This window comes from Pseudomonas sp. ChxA, assembly GCF_030263855.1.
In the GTDB taxonomy this organism is placed as follows: Bacteria; Pseudomonadota; Gammaproteobacteria; order Pseudomonadales; family Pseudomonadaceae; genus Aquipseudomonas; species Aquipseudomonas fluorescens_CB.
The window spans coordinates 85805-105509 of sequence record NZ_JARPMK010000001.1 but is presented as its reverse complement, the minus strand read 5'-3'; the positions used below and the strand labels follow the sequence as shown (position 1 = coordinate 105509).

Genomic DNA, 19705 nt, shown 5'->3' with positions numbered 1-19705 from the left:
TTACTCCTAGTTGGCAGGCTCGGCCGGGAAGCCTTCCGCACGCATTTTTTTCAACACATCCTGCCAACGCGACAAGCGTTTGGTATCACCGACTCTCTTGTTGCCCGTGGCGCCCGGCAGGTACAAGCCCTCGGCGTTGAATGAGTACACCGGCACCAGGTCGGTACGACGGGTAGCCGGCAGGATCTCGTCCATCAGGCTGTCGAGCACCAGCGGGATGGCGTCGGGGGTCGGATAATAAGTCAGCACCATGTGCGCGCGATTCTGACGCAAAGCCTTAACGTAAGTAATGCGCAATTTGTCGCTGGAGACGCCCAGGTGACGCAGGCTGAAATACTTGGCGATTGCGTAGTCCTCGCAATCTCCCGCACCTTTCCACAGCGCTTCGATGGGGGTTTCCCAATAGTCGACCACGTGCCAGAGGTCGATGTCTTCTACGTAGCTCATTTGCTTGTTGAAGAACAGGTTGACGACCTTGAGCTGCTCCTGTTCGTCGACCTTCTTTTCAGTCGCCAACAGGCGCTGCCAGGCGTCGATGCGTTGTTGGCCCTCGCCGAGCGGCCCGTACAGAGCCGTGGCTTTGCGGCTGATCTGCGAGAAATCCCAATCGGCATGCAGCCCGCCGAGCATCAGGCCAGCGAGCAAAGTCGCTGAAAGTAGCCAGCCGACAATTCGAGAGGGAATAAAACTTACCGCCAAGGCGTTCAGTCCGTGAAGAGAAACGGAATTTCAGGGATGGTGAAGCTTCAATCAACAAAAAACAATGGCACAGTGCAATCATTCATAAGCGGTTCGAGTTTATAAACGCCGCTTGTGGGACGCACAAAGTACCGCCTGTAAGCCCTTACAAACTGAAACTTTGGCTGTTTGACAAGCGCGCGACCCATCTCTAGTGTGCTTTGGATCCAATTAAACACACTCCATTCAAGAAAGGAGGATAGCGTAACCGTGACGCAGAAGCCGAACCCTTTAAGCAGCATCAAAATCAGCGGGCCTATTCCCGCCCATCTTGCACGCGCCGTTATTGAAGAAACGTTGCGCAATGCCATTCTCGACGGCAGGTTGCCCTGTGGTACCGCGATGCGCCAGCAAGAATTGGCCAGCCTGTTCGGCGTCAGCCGTATGCCCGTGCGCGAAGCCTTGCGCCAGCTGGAAGCCCAGTCCTTGCTCCACGTGGTAACCCACAAAGGCGCCGTGGTTGCGCCGTTGATCGAGGACAATTCGGCCGAGACCTATGCCTTGCGCATATTGCTGGAGTCCGAAGCGCTACGCCTGTCGATTCCGTTGCTCACCGACGCAGACATTGCCGAAGCTGAAGCCTGCATCATTGCGTTGGAACGCGAGCGTGACTATGCCGAGATTGGCCGGCTCAACCGTCTGTTCCACATGGCGCTGTATGGCAAGGCGCCCAACCAGCGGTTGCTCAAACTGGTTGAACACGGCTTGAATGAGGAGGAACGTTTTCTGCGCTTCAACCTCGAGGCAATGGGCCTGGGCGAGACGTCCCAGGAAGATCACCGTGAATTGCTGAACCTGGTGGTGCACAAGAAAGTCGACGAGAGCATCCTGACGCTACGCAATCACTTGATGCGCGGCATGGAGGTCATTAATACCTACCTCAATAGCCTTGAGGACGCTGCGAAGCAAAACGCACAGTAAGGGTTTACACCTCCCTTTCTTGCCAGTTGACGGTATGGGGCATCTTTCTTCTCGGGAAGTGCCCCACGTTTACGCCACGACGCGCTGGGATTCTTCAATAAGCCTGCACTTACCAACGAAACTTCTCACCGACCTTAACGCCACTAACTTACGACCAACTTCTTCTGGTAAAACCATCTAATACTTTCATCAGTTTATCCAAACGTTTAATCAGATTATTATTGTTCACCCATAAAAGAACACTTCACTCGGCAGTGCAAACCTATGTCAGGTTAGCGCTGTACGCGTGGCTTGGCGTAACGCCGGCCATCCGCTTTCCATTACAAAACCCATCACTGTTTTCAAAGCAGTCGCAACAACTTATAGGCGTCAACCATGCATCAACTTTTGCTTGAACAAAAAAAACTACAACTATGCAGTCATCCGTTATTTGCAGAAATAACTTCACTTAACAAGTTACAACTTTTTATGGAACAACATGTATTTGCCGTTTGGGACTTCATGAGCCTGGCTAAACGCCTGCAGCAAGACCTGACGGGCACGCAGCTACCCTGGCTGCCGCCCGCTGACCCGCAAAGCGCACGCTTGATCAATGAAATCGTGCTTGGCGAAGAGTCAGACGAACATCCAGCACGTGGCCACTGCAGTCACTTCGAGCTGTACCTGGAGGCGATGGCCGAAACCGGTGCTGACACCACGCCCATCCTGCGTTTCATTGAACTGCAGCGCGAAGGCGTCGAGGCAAACACGGCGATGCGAATGATCAATGTGCGCCCTGGCGTCGCGCGCTTTGTCAGCAGCACATTGCAGATCGCTCTTAACGCACCCACCCACTGTGTAGCGGCGGCTTTCCTGCATGGTCGCGAGAGCGTCATCCCGTCGATGTTCGAACGCATTCTGCAAGGCGACGTGTTCATGGCGCGTCAGGCACCGCTTTTCTGTCACTACCTCAGCCGTCACATCGAACTGGACACACAGGATCATGGCCCGGGCGCGGAGCAGTTGCTGGAGCGCTTGATCGGTGCCGACCTGGCACGCCGACACCAGGCGCAGGACACCGCCCTGAGTGCCATAGATAACCGCCTCGGTTTCTGGGACGACGTACACGCCTCGCTATACGAGGTGCGACCATGAACACCTCAGACTACCGCGCGTTTGCCGAAGATTGGGAACGCCGCGCCACCATCCGCACACGCCCTCGGCGATTGCTGGAGAACGACGATCGATTGATCTTTCCGGTCTGCCGCCAACCCTTGGTGCTCAGTGCAACTTTTGTTGAGCACTGCTCAGAGTGGCGCGACTTCGTGCTGACGCAAAGCTTCTACAAATTCATCAACGACGTGGTGATCTTCGAAACCGAGATCGTCGACAAGACCGCCCGCAGCATTGCCAAGAATCGCTTCGCACTGCCCTTCCCCCTTGCCTGTCGCATCGATGCGATGACCGTCGTGGTCGATGAGGATTACCACGCGCTGGTCGCGTTGGACTTCCTGCAACAGACCATTGGACTCACTGGCATAGAACCGCTGGAGCTACCCACGCAAATCGAACTGAGCCGGGCCTTGCCGGCCGCCCAGGCGCTTGCCCCGCAACACCTGCACGACGCTGTGGCGTTGATTGGCGTGGCCATCGCCGAGAACACCGTCACCCACGACGTAGCGGCGTTTGCCAAGGACGACAGCGTCAAACCTTCCATTCGCGGCTTGATGGCCGACCACTTGTTTGACGAGGGGCGCCACGCCCAGTTCTGGACGCAGCTGGTGCGTCTCTACTGGCAGGCGGCTAGCCCGGCAGACCGCGACAGCATCGCCGCAGTCCTGCCGACCTTCTTGACCCACTACCTGACCAACACGCTGCACAAAGGCTTCGACCTTCAGCTTGTCGAGCACCTGGACGTAGGCACCGACATCCGCCAGGCACTGCGCGACGAAATCACGGCCCTGCACTTCCCCATCACCCGCCAGCACCCGCTGCTCGGCAATATCATGGGGTTCCTGCATCACAGCGGCGTGCTGCACACGCCAAGCGTCGCCCGCGCGTTGAGCGACTACCTGCCCGAATCGGGGAGGCAGACATGCGGCGTCTGAGTATTGGATGGGCCGGCACCAGCCATGCCCTGATTGCGCTGAAACAAGCGCTCGAAGCATACGGGCACGTCTGCGCCACGCAACCCTTCGACCTGTTCATCGAGGACGGCACCCAAGTGCCGCTCACCCACTGTGTTGCAAGCCAGTGGTTAAGCCTGCGACTGGGTATCGGCCCGGAGTGCGAAAGCGGGCTGCCCGCGCTGCAGGTGCGCGGCTACGACCGTGACAAACGGGTGCTGGCGGTACATAACGTTGCCGAGGAGCCCAGCGGCAATGGCCAGCGATTGCGCCGGCAGGCGACAAACTCACTCGTGGAGTGGGCAGCCACGCTGGTCAGCGGGTTCTCAAGGGACGCAGATTTTTTTGCCGCCGGCAGCACCACTAACACCTGGCCTGAACACAGCTTGCACGGGCTGGACGCCCTGGCGTTTGCGCATCGGTTCAATCGCACCGACCAGCCAGCATTGTTGCAGGCTGCCCAGGTGCCAATGATCGAACGGTTGCAGGCCAGCCTGCACGCCTTTGCCGAGCGCCCGGCGCTGAACATCGCGGGCAGCGTGCTGACTTACCGCCAATTGCAGCTTCGCGCCCTGTCGATCCAGCAACGCCTGCATCCTCTACTGGGAGGCGTTGAGAGGCCGGTGGTTGGCGTGTGCCTGGAAAAGTCCGTCGAGTTGTATGCCAGTATTCTCGCAGTCCTCGGTTGCGGTGCGGTGTATCTGCCACTGGCCCCGGATCATCCGCCGCAACGCCAGCAGGCCATGCTGGAACACAGCGGCGCCAAGGTATTGCTGGAGGACGGCCGACACCCTTTGCGCGAGCAGTTCACGACACTGAATGTCGGCAAATTTGACTCGATCTACGCCGACATCACGCAGCCATTGATACAACGTCGCCCCGACATCGACGCACCGTGCATGGTGCTGTTCACCTCGGGCACCACCGGCCAGCCAAAAGGTATATGGCTCAGCCAGGGCAACCTTGCGCATTTCACCAGTTGGGCCGGCGCCAGCCTGGGGTTGGACGAACACAGCCGCGTCCTGCAGTTTTCGCCGCTGAGTTTCGACTCATCACTGATCGATATCTTCCCGGCCCTGATCGCCGGTGCCGAGTTGATCGTCCCGAACGAAGAGCAGCGGCGTGACCCTCAGCAACTGGTCGAGTTGATTCGCCGACAGCGCCTCAGCCATGGTTTTTTGCCGCCGGCGCTGCTGAGCATCCTGCCGTTGGATCAGCCCTTGGGCCTGACCCATCTGTTGACCGGCGGCGATGCCTGCGAGCCGTATGTGATCGAACGACTGGCTGGCCAGTGCCAGTTGCACAACCTCTACGGCCCAACCGAGACCACAGTGCTGGTCAGCCATCGGACGTTGCAACCCGGTGACAGCAATCGCAATGTAGGCCGCCCCATCGCCAACAGCCAGGTGCTGATCCTTGATGAGGCGCTGCAACCGGTGGATGAGCAGGTAATGGGCGATCTGTACATCACCGGCCCCGGCGTAGGGCTGGGGTATGTGACCGCGACGCCGCCCGACGGCAACCCATTCGTTGAGCTTACTTTGCCGGGCGGCCAAGCGCTGCGGGCCTACCGCAGCGGTGACCGGGCAAAATGGACGGCGGACGGTATCGAGCTGGGCGGACGACGGGACGATCAGGTGAAGATCAGGGGCTTTCGCGTCGAACCCCAGGAAATCGAACAGTGCCTGCGCAGCAGTCGGCTGTTTCGCCAAGTGGCGGTGGTGATCGACCGTGACCGCCGGATTTCAGGGTTTGTCGCCCAGCCCGAGGCCGACGCAACGGTGGCGGATCTGAAGCAGCATGCGCAGCGATGGTTACCGGCTTACATGCAACCCGAGCGCTGGACAGAGCTACCGGAAATGCCCTGCACCGGCAATGGCAAAATTGACCGCCAGGCGTTGCTGACGGCGCTCGGGCACGCGACGCCGCGTATCGCCCGCGCCTCGGCGCAAACGCCGCTGCAAACGCAACTGGTGACGCTATGGAGCGAGTTGTTGGGCGTGCCTGGCGTTGATCTATGCATTGATGAGAGTTTTTTCAATCTGGGTGGCCATTCCATCTTGCTGTCGACCTTGCTGCTGCGTTTGCGCGAACAGTTTGGCCGCAGCCTTTCTTTGAACCGTTTTTTTGAAGCACCGACGATTCGTTCGCTCGCCTTGCTCATGGAAGACGCCGCACCGTCCTACACACCGTCATGCCAGATGGAAAAGGACGCGTCCCAGGCGCTGAAGGTAGAAGTCCTGCCGGAGACGTCCGCTGGCGATCCGCGCAAGGTGATCGTCACCGGTGCAAACAGCTTCGTGGGTGTGCATCTGGTCGAAGCGTTGTTGGCGCAGGGTGCACGGGAGGTGGCATGCCTGGTGCGTGAACGCCCAGGGCACTCGGCGCCAGCGCGGTTTGCCCAGGCACTGCGCGAGTACCACCTGGAGCATCTGGACCTGAGCCGTGTGCAGGTTTATGCCGCCGACATGAGCCAGCCGCGTCTGGGCCTGGCCTGCGATGTCTATGACCACCTCGCCCGAAACCATGGTGTGTTGGTACACAACGCCGCCAGGGTCAACCATGTGCTGGACTATGCCTCACTCGCCAGGGATAACGTCGAACCGGTGCTTGAGTGCCTGCGCCTGTGTGAAACCCACAGCAAGAAAGTCTTCAATTTTATCTCGACGCTGTCAGCCTGCAGCAGCATCGACGCTCAGGGTCACATCCTCGAAACACCGGCTGTGGCCACGTTGCCGCTCTACCTCAAGAATGGCTACAACCTTTCCAAGTGGGTCGCCGAGCGGCTATTGGGGCGTGCGGTCGAGCAAGGTGCCTGGGTGAATATTCATCGACCGGGGAATATTGCGTTCAACAGCCTCAACGGGGTTTGCCAGCCGCAAAACAACCGCCTGATGTTGATGCTCAAGGGGTCGCTGCAGTTGGGCCTGGCGCCGCGCATGAAGGTGAACTTTGACCTGATGCCGGTAGATTTCCTGGCCCGTTTCATCGCGTTCCACTGCGGCCAATTCGCCGCGCGGCGAAACGTCTTCAACCTGCATAACCCGCAGCCCTTGAGCTGGGACCATTACCTGGATGCATTCAGCCAGGCCGGCCATGTTTTCGAACGGGTGAACGTCGCGCAGTGGCAAGAGAGGCTGCCAACGGTGGGGCCGGACAACGCGCTGTTTGGCGTACTGGGTTTTTACCTGGATGACCTCGCGGAAGACATCAGCGACGTCTCGATGATTAGTCACGACAACGCACGCCTGGGTGTGGCAGCGATGGGCGAACAGTACCCGCGCAAAGACCCTGCGCTGTTGCGCAAAGGCTGCGACCACCTCAAGGCCATTGGCTTTCTCTGACCTGCTTCAGGACTCCTTATGAAACCGCTGCAACCCGATACATTGATCCGTAACCCGAATGGCGCACCGCTGGTAGCGTCTGTTGACGTCGCGTGCGATGCCGCTCGCCTGTGGAGTGTGGTGGGAAACTTTGCAGGCTTTGATGCCTTCATTCCTGCCCTGTCGCACATCGAAATGACGGGAACCGGCGTAGGCGCATTACGCAGCAAATTTTTCCATGATGGGCACCGCGTCGTTGAGCAACTCAACAGCCGTGACGACGCAGCGATGTGCATGACGTGGACCACGCTCTACAACACCTTGGGTGTCGCGCGCTTATGGGCCGCAATGCGTGTTGAGGCGCTTGGAGCCAAACAGGCCAGGGCGACCTGGACGCTGATTGGCGAGCCGGTCGATACAACGCAGGCGGAGTTTGAGCAGTTTGCGCAGGCTTTCGCCGACAGCGCCTTGGAGAATGTGCGCCGGATGTTCGACTGATCAGCAGGAGCGAGAAGCCTCGCTCCTGCCAAGCCGGATCAGATCTTGAAGCTGTCGACCAGTTGCTTCAATCGACTGGCCTGCTGCGAGAGCGCATCGCAGTCCTTGAGCGTTTCGTTGAGGTTGACGACACCTTGCTGGTTCAACAGGTTGATCTGATTGATATCAACGTTGAGGGTTTCAACCACGGCGGTCTGCTCTTCGGTAGCCGCCGCAACCGATTGGTTCATGCCGTCGATCTCGACGATGCGCTGCGTCACGCTGACCAGACGCTCACCCGCCTGGTTGGCCACTTCAACGCTTTCTTCGCTGGAGACCTGGCTGGCGTTCATGGTGGTCACCGCTTCACGCGAGCCCACTTGCAGCGAAGTGATCATCTTGTGGATCTCTTCGGCCGATTCCTGGGTACGGTGCGCCAGGTTGCGCACTTCGTCGGCCACTACAGCAAACCCGCGCCCGGCTTCACCGGCACGCGCAGCCTCGATCGCCGCGTTGAGCGCCAGCAAGTTGGTTTGCTGGGAGATGCCTTTGATCACATCAAGGATGTGCCCAATGTTATCGGTGCTGGCGTTCAGGGTTTCGATCTGCGTGCAGGACAAGCTGATCTTTTGCGACAGTTCCGACATGGCCAGGATGGTTTGCTCCACCACCTTGCGCCCGTCATCCGCTTGCTCGCTGGCACCGCTGGCATGCTGCGACGCATCGGCTGCGTTGCGGGCGATTTCCTGGGTGGCGGCGCCCAGTTCGTTGATGGCGGCTGCCACACTGTTGGTGCGCGCGCTTTGCTCGTCTGAGCCGATGATAGAAGCGTTGGAGGACGCCATGACGCGCTGGGACAGGTCGTGCACCTGACGCGTAGCCGAAGACACTTCGGAGATAGAAGCGTGGATACGTTCGACGAACTGGTTGAACGCACTGCCCACTTCGCCGAACTCATCTTTGCTGGTCACGTCCAGGCGGCGGGTCAAATCGCCTTCGCCCTGGGCGATGTCCTGCATGGCCACGCCCATGGTGGTCAGCGGGCGCAACAGCACTTGAATCAGCAGGCTGAGCAGTACGGCGATGGCCACTACGGCGATCAACATGGCGATCAGTGCCGATGTACGGAATTTACTCAGTGGAGCGTAGGCTTTGTCTTTGTCGATCGACAGGCCAATGTACCAATCCGCCCCCGGCAAACCGCTGATCGGGGTAAATGACAGAATACGGTCCTGGCCGTTGAGCACAACGTCCTGGCTGACCTTCTCGATACGCAGGCTGGTGCCAGGGTAGATATCCTTGAGGTTCTTCATCACTTGGTCCTGGTCGGGACTGACGATGACCTGGCCATCGGCGCTGACCAGGAACGCATGGCCAATACCGCCGAAATCCACCGAGTTGATGATTTTCACCAGCGTTTGCAGACTCAGGTCACCGCCCACTACACCGAGCAGTTCGCCGTTCTTTTTGACCGGCAGGGCAATGGTCACGATTTGCCCGCCAACGGCCGCCATATATGGCGGAGTCAGCATGGTTTTATCGGCGGCTACTGCTTGCTTGTACCAAGGGCGCTGACGAGGGTCGTAATCGTCGGGCATCTTGGCGTCAGGGCGCTGGGTGAATACACCGTTGGTTTGGCCGACATAGGTGAACTGGAAGTTCGAGGTGAACGCGGGTTGGTCGACCAGCCCCGGCAGGTCGGCAGCGCTGCCTTGGTGAGCAACGTTTTGCGCCAGGCTTTCGAGGACCAGGATGCGGCCACTGAGCCAATTCTGCACGCTGCTGGCCGTGAGTTCGCCCGACTGTTGGATAGACGACTCAAGGTTTTGTGTGATGGTGCTGCGCTGCAGGTAATCGTTGTAGAGGGTAAATAGCGCGAAGGCCAGAACCACGACGCCTGACGCGGCCAGTAGAATTTTATGACTGAACTTGAGATTCATTTCATCGACTTCTTTTGCCAAAGGGGGGTGAGCGTGCCGAGTGGAACATTCCATGTAACGGGATAGGCGGACTCTACGGCCGCTCTATTTCGGTGCACGCATGGCTCGTCAGGCTTTCGGCCACGCCAAGAGAAATCTTAGAAGTTTGTGAGAAGCATCCTTATTTTGAGTAGGAAACCGACCAGCGGTAGACGCTCAGGGTTCGGCGTTGCAAATTTTTCCTGCCTCCCCGACAATGCGACTAATTATCATTTGTAACGTTTGGCCAGGCCTGTGTGAATGCCCTCTACTGACTACATTGCGTGCGAAAGTGTTGTACACACGCTTTACAGCACCCACCACAACTGGCTCAACACCTGGCTGCGCAGTCGCTTGGGCAATGCCGCCGATGCTGCGGACCTGGCGCAGGATACGTTCGTGCGCCTGCTGCAAAAAACCGAACGCTTTGAGCTCAAGGCGCCGCGTGCTTTTTTGCGCACCATTGCCCGGGGCCTGGTGATTGATCATTGGCGCCGCGAAGAAATCCAACGGGCCTACCTGGAGTCCATCGCCCACTTGCCGCAAGCGCTGGCACCCAGCGCCGAAGCGCGTGCGTTGGTGTTGGAGCTACTGGAGGACGTCGCCCGTCTATTGGACGGGTTAAAGCCCAAGGTGCGTAAGGCATTTTTACTGGCGCAGTGCGATGGCCTGACTCACCACCAGATCTCACAGCAGATGGGCGTGTCGCTGCGCTCGGTAGAGCGGTACATCGCTGAAGGGCTGTATCACTGTTATGTCCTGCGCTATGAAACCTGACGCCCATGGATAACACCGCGCGCTCCGGGCCAGACCCGCAGGTGGTCAAACAGGCGATCAGTTGGGCGCTACGCCTGCGTAACAACCGTGCGAATGAGCGCTTGCATGCGCAATGTGAGCATTGGCGTGAAGCTCACCATGACCATGAATTGGCTTGGCAACGGGTACAGGCGTTACAACGGGAATTGAACAGCCAGATGGCGGCGATTCCTGGGGCGCATGCGGCACTGGAAAACGTCGCACAAGGCTTGGGCCGACGACGGGCACTGAAGGTATTGTCTGGTGTTGTGTTGGTCGGGTCGGCGGCGTGGATAAGCCGGGACATGACCGGCTGGCAGCGTTGGACGTCCGATTTCGCGACCGCTACCGGCGAGCGGCGCAGCGTGCAATTACCCGACGGCACACGCCTGCAACTCAACACCGACAGTGCGGTGAACCTCGCCTTCAATGCGCAGCAGCGCCTGATCACCTTGCTGCGCGGGGAAATTCTGGTGACCTGCGGCTCGCCCTGTTCAGAGCCTTTGCTGGTACACACTCGACACGGCTTGCTCGAAGGCATCGATGGGCACTTTAGCGTGCGCCAAGACAACGATTGCACACGCTTGAGCGTGGTCAGCGGCAATGTAGCTATCCATTCACCGCATACGGCCGATGGCTTGGCGACGCAAGTACACACAGGGGAAACCTATCTGATCAGCCAGACGCACGCCGCGCTGTCTGCGCCGCTGACCATGGACATGGGCGCCTGGGCCGATGGGCTGATTGTGACGCGAGACATGCGCCTGGCTGACTTTGTGTCGGAAGTGGGGCGCTACCGCCAGGGTTACCTGGGCTGTGCGGCGGCTATCGGCGACTTGCGGCTATCAGGGGTTTTCCGCTTGGAAGACACCGACAAGTTGCTGGCGATCGTTGCGCAAACACTGCCCGTTCAAGTGCGCTATCGCACACGTTGGTGGGTGAGCCTGGAACGTCTGGCCTGACTTTTTTCAGGTTTTTTTGGCGGCTTTTTTCCGGGAGTCCGGCTTAGACAGTAAGCCTCTTTATCTGCCTTACTGGCCTCTACGGACCTTGATCATGACTGTGCGTTTTCTCAACGATTCACCAGACTCCTCCTACCCTCTTTTGGCCAAGGCCATACGCGTAGCATTACTGTCGACGGCAATGGGCATGGGCGCGGTTCCGCTGGTTGGCATGGCTGCGCAAGCGGGCAGCGAGCGCATTCATCAGCGCTACGACATCCCTGCCGGCTCGCTGAGCGACGCGCTCAATCAGTTCGCCCGCCAGGCGGGTATTACGCTTGCCAGCACGCCAGCGCAGACTCAGGGCCTGGAGTCGCCAGGGCTGCGCGGTGAGTACTCCGCTGAGCAGGGCCTGAATCATCTGCTTGATGGCTCGGGATTGCAGGCTGCGTCACAGGACGGCACCAGCTTCGTCTTGCAGTCGCTGCCGCATAACAGCACGCTGACGTTGCCCACCACCGACATCAAAGGCTTCGCCCTGGGTAATGCGCTGGGCAGCATGGACGGCTACAACGCGACGCACAGCCAGATCGCAACGAAGACCAGTGCCGCACTGCTGGAAACCTCGCAAACCGTCTCCGTAGTGACGCGTGAGCAGATGGACGACCAGGGCTCTCAGACCGTGGCACAAGCCATGCGTTACACCCCTGGCGTGCTGACCAACCCCTATGGCGCAACCCATCGCTATGACTATGTGGCGATGCGCGGCTTCAACGATGGCTCGGTCGACAACATCTACCTGGATGGCTTGAAGTCCATGGGGGACAGCGGTACTTACAGCACCATGCAGGTGGACCCGTACTTTCTTGAACGCGTGGACATTCTTAAGGGGCCGTCTTCTGTGCTGTACGGGCGCAGCTCGCCTGGAGGTCTGGTTGCACTGACCAGTAAGAAGCCGCTGTACGAGCCCTACCATCAAGTGCAAGCGACAGTCGGCAGCAACGGGCAACGCGGGATGGGTTTTGATCTCAGCGGGCCGGTGGACGATGACAAGCGCGTTGCCTATCGGCTGACCGGGCTGGCGGATAAGTCCGACACACAATTCGACCATGCCAAAGAAAAACGCTACGCACTGGCGCCGACAGTGAGCATCGACTTTACCGAAGACACTTCGCTGACGCTGCAAGCCTATTTGCAGCACGACCCTGAGGGTGGTTATCACGGTGGTATGCCGGCGGACGGCGCACTGCACCAGCGCAATGGCCAGCGTATCTCCAATCACTTTTTCGAAGGCGAGCCGGGGGTAGATGGGTACAAGCGTGACCAGCAGTCGTTTGGCTATCAGTTCGAACATCGCTTCAACGATGTATTTACTGCGCGACAAAACTTCCGCTATCTCGACTCCAAGGTGAAGCTGGACCAGGTGTATGCCTATGGCTGGACCACACCAACCAGCAATGAGCTGAACCGCTATTACTCCGGCGGTGATGAAAAGCTGCATGCGTTCATTATCGACAATATGCTGCAGGCGGAATTTTTTACCGGAGCAACCAAACATACGGTGCTGATGGGCGCGGATTATCAGCGGCGTAAAACAGTGGTGGACTGGACCAGTGGTTCACTGCAACCGATCAACGCGTTTAACCCGGTCTATGGCAATTCGGCGATCAGCAATGCCAACCTGACCAGTTATCTGCGACGACTGGAGCAGACAGGCGTTTATCTTCAAGACCTGATTGAAATGGATAAATGGCGATTCTCCCTGGGACTGCGCCAGGACTGGGTAGAGACGTCGGATGAAAACCGCATCGCTGAAGCGGGTCGACCTGTGGGTACGCAGATCAGCGACAAACGTACCAAACTGACGGGTCGGGCGGGGGCGTTGTACCTGTTTGATAACGGCGTGGCGCCGTATGTCAGCTACTCGGAGTCTTTCAACCCGAACTCCTATTCCGACAGTGCGGGTAACCCGCTGGCACCGACTAACGGGACACAGTGGGAGGCGGGTTTGAAATATCAACCGCCAGGAACCGACAACCTGTTTACCGCATCGTGGTTTCGCATCGACCAGGAGAACCTGGCCACCAAGTTGCCGCAGGAAAACTTCTATCGTGCTGTAGGCGCTGTCCGTTCCCAGGGGCTGGAGCTGGAAGCCCATGTGCAACTGACCGATAACCTGAAGCTTCTAGGCAGCTATACCTTTACCGACATCAAATACTCCAAGTCGATGGTGAGTACTTTAAGCTCCGCCGACAATCTGATCGAAAACAAAGGCAACTCGCCAACCCAGGCGCCTCGGCATATGGCGTCGGTATGGGCGGACTACAAATTTAATAGCACAGCCCTGGACGGCTTGCGACTTGGCGCTGGGGTGCGATATGTGGGGTACAGCTGGGCGGACGCCGAGAACACCATGAAGGTGCCCGCCTACACGTTGTTTGACGCTTCAGTAGGGTACGACCTGGGCAAGGTCGGCTTGAAGGGTGTGGATGTAAGGCTCAATGCCAACAACCTGACCAACGAGAGCTATGTGGCTTCGTGTGCCAGCTTGAACTTCTGCTACCTGGGCGAAGAGCGTAATGTCAGTGCGACGGTCAGCTATCAGTTCTGATCCGTTATAGCTTCTGACAAGCCGGCACCTGATTACAGGTGCCGGCTTTTTTGTGGGTGTCGTCAGGTGCCTTTGTCCGGCCCAGATGTATACGTGGGCGGTCTGCAGCCAGGGCATTATTATCCCCCCTAAACGACAAAACCCCTGTCTGCGTTAGCAGACAGGGGTTTTGGAATTTAATCTTGACGATGACCTACTCTCACATGGGGAAACCCCACACTACCATCGGCGATGCATCGTTTCACTGCTGAGTTCGGGATGGGATCAGGTGGTTCCAATGCTCTATGGTCGTCAAGAAATTCTGTGTACCAGTCCGTTGCGCTTGCAACGTGCCGGTGAAATTCATGGACTTCTACATAAACAAAACCCCTGATTGCGTTAGCAATCAGGGGTTTCGGAATTTAATCTTGACGATGACCTACTCTCACATGGGGAAACCCCACACTACCATCGGCGATGCATCGTTTCACTACTGAGTTCGGGATGGGATCAGGTGGTTCCAATGCTCTATGGTCGTCAAGAAATTCGGGTACTGAGTCGTAGCCAGTCGGCTTCGCTTCAGCAAATTGGGTATGTGATAGCTTTCGGTGTTTTGTGAGCGTCGAACTTTCGGTTCATCTCGTCTTCACACACCGCAATCTGATGCTCTCTCGAGAAACAAATTGCTTGGGTGTTATATGGTCAAGCCTCACGGGCAATTAGTATTGGTTAGCTCAACGCCTCACAGCGCTTACACACCCAACCTATCAACGTCGTAGTCTTCGACGGCCCTTCAGGGGACTCAAGGTCCCAGTGAGATCTCATCTTGAGGCTAGTTTCCCGCTTAGATGCTTTCAGCGGTTATCTATTCCGAACATAGCTACCCGGCAATGCCACTGGCGTGACAACCGGAACACCAGAGGTTCGTCCACTCCGGTCCTCTCGTACTAGGAGCAGCCCCTCTCAAATCTCAAACGTCCACGGCAGATAGGGACCGAACTGTCTCACGACGTTCTAAACCCAGCTCGCGTACCACTTTAAATGGCGAACAGCCATACCCTTGGGACCGGCTTCAGCCCCAGGATGTGATGAGCCGACATCGAGGTGCCAAACACCGCCGTCGATATGAACTCTTGGGCGGTATCAGCCTGTTATCCCCGGAGTACCTTTTATCCGTTGAGCGATGGCCCTTCCATACAGAACCACCGGATCACTAAGACCTACTTTCGTACCTGCTCGACGTGTCTGTCTCGCAGTCAAGCGCGCTTTTGCCTTTATACTCTACGACCGATTTCCGACCGGTCTGAGCGCACCTTCGTACTCCTCCGTTACTCTTTAGGAGGAGACCGCCCCAGTCAAACTACCCACCATACACTGTCCTCGATCCGGATAACGGACCTGAGTTAGAACCTCAAAGTTGCCAGGGTGGTATTTCAAGGTTGGCTCCACGCAGACTGGCGTCCACGCTTCAAAGCCTCCCACCTATCCTACACAAGCAAATTCAAAGTCCAGTGCAAAGCTATAGTAAAGGTTCACGGGGTCTTTCCGTCTAGCCGCGGATACACTGCATCTTCACAGCGATTTCAATTTCACTGAGTCTCGGGTGGAGACAGCGCCGCCATCGTTACGCCATTCGTGCAGGTCGGAACTTACCCGACAAGGAATTTCGCTACCTTAGGACCGTTATAGTTACGGCCGCCGTTTACCGGGGCTTCGATCAAGAGCTTCGCGTTAGCTAACCCCATCAATTAACCTTCCGGCACCGGGCAGGCGTCACACCCTATACGTCCACTTTCGTGTTTGCAGAGTGCTGTGTTTTTAATAAACAGTCGCAGCGGCCTGGTATCTTCGACCGGCATGAGCTTACGGAGCAAGTCCTTCACCCTCACCGGCGCACCTTCTCCCGAAGTTACGGTGCCATTTTGCCTAGTTCCTTCACCCGAGTTCTCTCAAGCGCCTTGGTATTCTCTACCCAACCACCTGTGTCGGTTTGGGGTACGGTTCCTGGTTACCTGAAGCTTAGAAGCTTTTCTTGGAAGCATGGCATCAACCACTTCGTTAACTAAAAGTTAACTCGTCATCAGCTCTCGGCCTTAAGATCCCGGATTTACCTAAGATCTCAGCCTACCACCTTAAACTTGGACAACCAACGCCAAGCTGGCCTAGCCTTCTCCGTCCCTCCATCGCAATAACCAGAAGTACAGGAATATTAACCTGTTTTCCATCGACTACGCTTTTCAGCCTCGCCTTAGGGACCGACTAACCCTGCGTCGATTAACGTTGCGCAGGAAACCTTGGTCTTTCGGCGTGGGTGTTTTTCACACCCATTGTCGTTACTCATGTCAGCATTCGCACTTCTGATACCTCCAGCAAGCTTCTCAACTCACCTTCACAGGCTTACAGAACGCTCCTCTACCGCATCACTTACGTGATACCCGTAGCTTCGGTGTATGGTTTGAGCCCCGTTACATCTTCCGCGCAGGCCGACTCGACTAGTGAGCTATTACGCTTTCTTTAAAGGGTGGCTGCTTCTAAGCCAACCTCCTAGCTGTCTAAGCCTTCCCACATCGTTTCCCACTTAACCATAACTTTGGGACCTTAGCTGACGGTCTGGGTTGTTTCCCTTTTCACGACGGACGTTAGCACCCGCCGTGTGTCTCCCATGCTCGGCACTTGTAGGTATTCGGAGTTTGCATCGGTTTGGTAAGTCGGGATGACCCCCTAGCCGAAACAGTGCTCTACCCCCTACAGTGATACATGAGGCGCTACCTAAATAGCTTTCGAGGAGAACCAGCTATCTCCGAGCTTGATTAGCCTTTCACTCCGATCCACAGGTCATCCGCTAACTTTTCAACGGTAGTCGGTTCGGTCCTCCAGTTAGTGTTACCCAACCTTCAACCTGCCCATGGATAGATCGCCCGGTTTCGGGTCTATTCCCAGCGACTAGACGCCCTATTAAGACTCGCTTTCGCTACGCCTCCCCTATTCGGTTAAGCTCGCCACTGAAAATAAGTCGCTGACCCATTATACAAAAGGTACGCAGTCACCTAACAAAGTAGGCTCCCACTGCTTGTACGCATACGGTTTCAGGATCTATTTCACTCCCCTCTCCGGGGTTCTTTTCGCCTTTCCCTCACGGTACTAGTTCACTATCGGTCAGTCAGTAGTATTTAGCCTTGGAGGATGGTCCCCCCATATTCAGACAAAGTTTCTCGTGCTCCGTCCTACTCGATTTCATGACTAAGAGATTTTCGCGTACAGGGCTATCACCCACTATGGCCGCACTTTCCAGAGCGTTCCGCTAATCTCAAAGCCACTTAAGGGCTAGTCCCCGTTCGCTCGCCACTACTAAGGGAATCTCGGTTGATTTCTTTTCCTCAGGGTACTTAGATGTTTCAGTTCCCCTGGTTCGCCTCTTACGCCTATGTATTCAGCGTAAGATAACCATCTTATGATGGCTGGGTTCCCCCATTCAGACATCTCCGGATCAAAGTCTGTTTGCCGACTCCCCGAAGCTTTTCGCAGGCTACCACGTCTTTCATCGCCTCTGACTGCCAAGGCATCCACCGTATGCGCTTCTTCACTTGACCATATAACCCCAAGCAATCTGGTTATACTGTGAAGACAACATTCGCCGAAAATTCGAATTTCTCAATTAAGAGAACTCACAAATTTTACCTTAGCCTGATCCGTTACCAGTGAAAGTAACGTTCAGTCTATCTTTCTATCACATACCCAAATTTTTAAAGAACGATCTAATCAAAGACTAGAAATCAACATTCATCATCAACCTGATGGAATGCTCATTTCTAAGCTTTCATAACGTAGAAGCAGTAGTGGTGGAGCCAAACGGGATCGAACCGTTGACCTCCTGCGTGCAAGGCAGGCGCTCTCCCAGCTGAGCTATGGCCCCGTATTTCTACAGGCGTTTCCCACACAAAATTGGTGGGTCTGGGCAGATTCGAACTGCCGACCTCACCCTTATCAGGGGTGCGCTCTAACCAACTGAGCTACAGACCCAATTTCGGGCTGCTTCTTATCGTCTTCTTCAATGAATCAAGCAATTCGTGTGGGAACTTATGGAGCAGCTGATGTCGTCGATTAAGGAGGTGATCCAGCCGCAGGTTCCCCTACGGCTACCTTGTTACGACTTCACCCCAGTCATGAATCACACCGTGGTAACCGTCCTCCCGAAGGTTAGACTAGCTACTTCTGGTGCAACCCACTCCCATGGTGTGACGGGCGGTGTGTACAAGGCCCGGGAACGTATTCACCGCGACATTCTGATTCGCGATTACTAGCGATTCCGACTTCACGCAGTCGAGTTGCAGACTGCGATCCGGACTACGATCGGTTTTGTGGGATTAGCTCCACCTCGCGGCTTGGCAACCCTCTGTACCGACCATTGTAGCACGTGTGTAGCCCAGGCCGTAAGGGCCATGATGACTTGACGTCATCCCCACCTTCCTCCGGTTTGTCACCGGCAGTCTCCTTAGAGTGCCCACCATTACGTGCTGGTAACTAAGGACAAGGGTTGCGCTCGTTACGGGACTTAACCCAACATCTCACGACACGAGCTGACGACAGCCATGCAGCACCTGTCTCAATGTTCCCGAAGGCACCAATCTATCTCTAGAAAGTTCATTGGATGTCAAGGCCTGGTAAGGTTCTTCGCGTTGCTTCGAATTAAACCACATGCTCCACCGCTTGTGCGGGCCCCCGTCAATTCATTTGAGTTTTAACCTTGCGGCCGTACTCCCCAGGCGGTCAACTTAATGCGTTAGCTGCGCCACTAAAAGCTCAAGGCTTCCAACGGCTAGTTGACATCGTTTACGGCGTGGACTACCAGGGTATCTAATCCTGTTTGCTCCCCACGCTTTCGCACCTCAGTGTCAGTATTAGTCCAGGTGGTCGCCTTCGCCACTGGTGTTCCTTCCTATATCTACGCATTTCACCGCTACACAGGAAATTCCACCACCCTCTACCATACTCTAGTCAGTCAGTTTTGAATGCAGTTCCCAGGTTGAGCCCGGGGATTTCACATCCAACTTAACAAACCACCTACGCGCGCTTTACGCCCAGTAATTCCGATTAACGCTTGCACCCTCTGTATTACCGCGGCTGCTGGCACAGAGTTAGCCGGTGCTTATTCTGTCGGTAACGTCAAAACAGCAAAGTATTAATTTACTGCCCTTCCTCCCAACTTAAAGTGCTTTACAATCCGAAGACCTTCTTCACACACGCGGCATGGCTGGATCAGGCTTTCGCCCATTGTCCAATATTCCCCACTGCTGCCTCCCGTAGGAGTCTGGACCGTGTCTCAGTTCCAGTGTGACTGATCATCCTCTCAGACCAGTTACGGATCGTCGCCTTGGTGAGCCATTACCTCACCAACTAGCTAATCCGACCTAGGCTCATCTGATAGCGCAAGGCCCGAAGGTCCCCTGCTTTCTCCCGTAGGACGTATGCGGTATTAGCGTCCGTTTCCGAACGTTATCCCCCACTACCAGGCAGATTCCTAGGCATTACTCACCCGTCCGCCGCTCTCAAGAGGAGCAAGCTCCTCTCTACCGCTCGACTTGCATGTGTTAGGCCTGCCGCCAGCGTTCAATCTGAGCCATGATCAAACTCTTCAGTTCAAACATCTTTGGGTTTTTAAGAAACCCTAAACTTGGCTCAGCAATCGTTGGTTACATCTTTGATTTCTCGCGGAGTAACTTGTGATGCTGATAATCTTGTTGACTATCAGTCTGACTCCACAAGCACCCACACGAATTGCTTGATTCAGTTGTTAAAGAGCGGTTGGTTAAGATCTTTCGTCTCAACCGAGGCGCGCATTCTACAGCAGCCTCATTTG

Annotated in this window: 10 protein-coding genes, 2 tRNA genes and 4 rRNA genes; 8 read left to right on the top strand and 8 right to left on the bottom strand. The window is 56.3% G+C overall.

All coding sequences use genetic code 11. The annotated features are described in order from the left end of the window. Positions 1-6: 6 nt before the first annotated feature. Entirely contained in the window at positions 7-699 is a 693-nt protein-coding gene (gene lapG / locus P5706_RS00480; RefSeq protein ID WP_285678292.1) for a cysteine protease LapG, read from the bottom strand. A 249-nt stretch (positions 700-948) separates the two neighbouring features. Here lapG and P5706_RS00475 point away from each other — a divergent pair, with 249 nt between their 5' ends. The 5 genes from P5706_RS00475 to P5706_RS00455 all read left to right on the top strand — a co-directional run bounded on the left by P5706_RS00475 (position 949) and on the right by P5706_RS00455 (position 7585). Then, the gene (locus tag P5706_RS00475) at positions 949-1659 is read left to right on the top strand and encodes a GntR family transcriptional regulator (protein WP_285678291.1); all 711 of its coding nucleotides are present in this window, start codon (positions 949-951) and stop codon (positions 1657-1659) included. Positions 1660-2034: 375 nt separating this feature from the next. Then, complete coding sequence (locus tag P5706_RS00470) at positions 2035-2793, top strand: DUF3050 domain-containing protein (protein ID WP_285678290.1); 759 nt, start codon at positions 2035-2037, stop codon at positions 2791-2793. After that, a complete protein-coding gene (locus P5706_RS00465; RefSeq protein WP_200434360.1) occupies positions 2790-3746 on the top strand; it encodes a diiron oxygenase in 957 nt (318 codons plus the stop codon). Before P5706_RS00470 ends, P5706_RS00465 begins: the two co-directional genes overlap by 4 nt. Next, complete coding sequence (locus P5706_RS00460) at positions 3734-7108, top strand: amino acid adenylation domain-containing protein (protein WP_285678288.1); 3375 nt, start codon at positions 3734-3736, stop codon at positions 7106-7108. Before P5706_RS00465 ends, P5706_RS00460 begins: the two co-directional genes overlap by 13 nt. An 18-nt stretch (positions 7109-7126) precedes the next feature. Beyond that, entirely contained in the window at positions 7127-7585 is a 459-nt protein-coding gene (locus tag P5706_RS00455) for an SRPBCC family protein (RefSeq protein WP_200434362.1), read from the top strand. A gap of 38 nt (positions 7586-7623) precedes the next feature. On the opposite strand, the gene P5706_RS00450 is transcribed toward P5706_RS00455, so the two are convergent. Beyond that, positions 7624-9504 carry a methyl-accepting chemotaxis protein gene (locus tag P5706_RS00450; protein ID WP_200434363.1) on the bottom strand — a complete coding sequence of 627 codons (1881 nt, stop codon included), beginning with the start codon at positions 9502-9504 and terminating at the stop codon, positions 7624-7626. 279 nt (positions 9505-9783) lie between these two features. On the opposite strand from P5706_RS00450, the gene P5706_RS00445 reads away from it, so the two are divergent. The 3 genes from P5706_RS00445 (at position 9784) to P5706_RS00435 (ending at position 13869) form a co-directional block, all read left to right on the top strand. Beyond that, positions 9784-10299, top strand: coding sequence for a sigma-70 family RNA polymerase sigma factor (locus P5706_RS00445; RefSeq protein WP_200434364.1), 516 nt, complete (start codon positions 9784-9786; stop codon positions 10297-10299). Positions 10300-10304: 5 nt separating this feature from the next. Next, positions 10305-11279 carry a FecR domain-containing protein gene (locus P5706_RS00440; RefSeq protein WP_285678287.1) on the top strand — a complete coding sequence of 325 codons (975 nt, stop codon included), beginning with the start codon at positions 10305-10307 and terminating at the stop codon, positions 11277-11279. A gap of 94 nt (positions 11280-11373) precedes the next feature. After that, complete coding sequence (locus P5706_RS00435; RefSeq protein ID WP_285678286.1) at positions 11374-13869, top strand: TonB-dependent siderophore receptor; 2496 nt, start codon at positions 11374-11376, stop codon at positions 13867-13869. 180 nt (positions 13870-14049) lie between these two features. On the opposite strand, the gene rrf (P5706_RS00430) is transcribed toward P5706_RS00435, so the two are convergent. The 6 genes from rrf (P5706_RS00430) to P5706_RS00405 all read right to left on the bottom strand — a co-directional run bounded on the left by rrf (P5706_RS00430) (position 14050) and on the right by P5706_RS00405 (position 19487). Beyond that, positions 14050-14165, bottom strand: a 5S ribosomal RNA gene (gene rrf, locus P5706_RS00430). Between the two features lie 109 nt (positions 14166-14274). After that, positions 14275-14390 (bottom strand): 5S ribosomal RNA (rrf, locus tag P5706_RS00425). A gap of 156 nt (positions 14391-14546) precedes the next feature. Beyond that, positions 14547-17438, bottom strand: a 23S ribosomal RNA gene (locus tag P5706_RS00420). A gap of 247 nt (positions 17439-17685) precedes the next feature. After that, positions 17686-17761 (bottom strand) — tRNA-Ala (locus P5706_RS00415). 30 nt (positions 17762-17791) lie between these two features. After that, positions 17792-17868: transfer RNA gene (locus tag P5706_RS00410), tRNA-Ile, on the bottom strand. 82 nt (positions 17869-17950) lie between these two features. Next, a 16S ribosomal RNA gene (locus tag P5706_RS00405) occupies positions 17951-19487 on the bottom strand. The 16S, 23S and 5S rRNA genes sit together here with 2 tRNA genes alongside, the layout of an rRNA operon. Between the last annotated feature and the right edge of the window lie 218 nt (positions 19488-19705).

Excerpts from the sequence above, each read along its gene's own strand:
- P5706_RS00470 (WP_285678290.1), top strand. The coding sequence starts at position 2,035 with ATGCATCAACTTTTGCTTGAACAAAAAAAACTACAACTATGCAGTCAT.
- P5706_RS00465 (WP_200434360.1), top strand. The coding sequence starts at position 2,790 with ATGAACACCTCAGACTACCGCGCGTTTGCCGAAGATTGGGAACGCCGC.
- P5706_RS00460 (WP_285678288.1), top strand. The coding sequence starts at position 3,734 with ATGCGGCGTCTGAGTATTGGATGGGCCGGCACCAGCCATGCCCTGATT.
- P5706_RS00455 (WP_200434362.1), top strand. The coding sequence starts at position 7,127 with ATGAAACCGCTGCAACCCGATACATTGATCCGTAACCCGAATGGCGCA.
- P5706_RS00450 (WP_200434363.1), bottom strand. The coding sequence starts at position 9,504 with ATGAATCTCAAGTTCAGTCATAAAATTCTACTGGCCGCGTCAGGCGTC.
- P5706_RS00445 (WP_200434364.1), top strand. The coding sequence starts at position 9,784 with ATGCCCTCTACTGACTACATTGCGTGCGAAAGTGTTGTACACACGCTT.
- P5706_RS00440 (WP_285678287.1), top strand. The coding sequence starts at position 10,305 with ATGGATAACACCGCGCGCTCCGGGCCAGACCCGCAGGTGGTCAAACAG.
- P5706_RS00435 (WP_285678286.1), top strand. The coding sequence starts at position 11,374 with ATGACTGTGCGTTTTCTCAACGATTCACCAGACTCCTCCTACCCTCTT.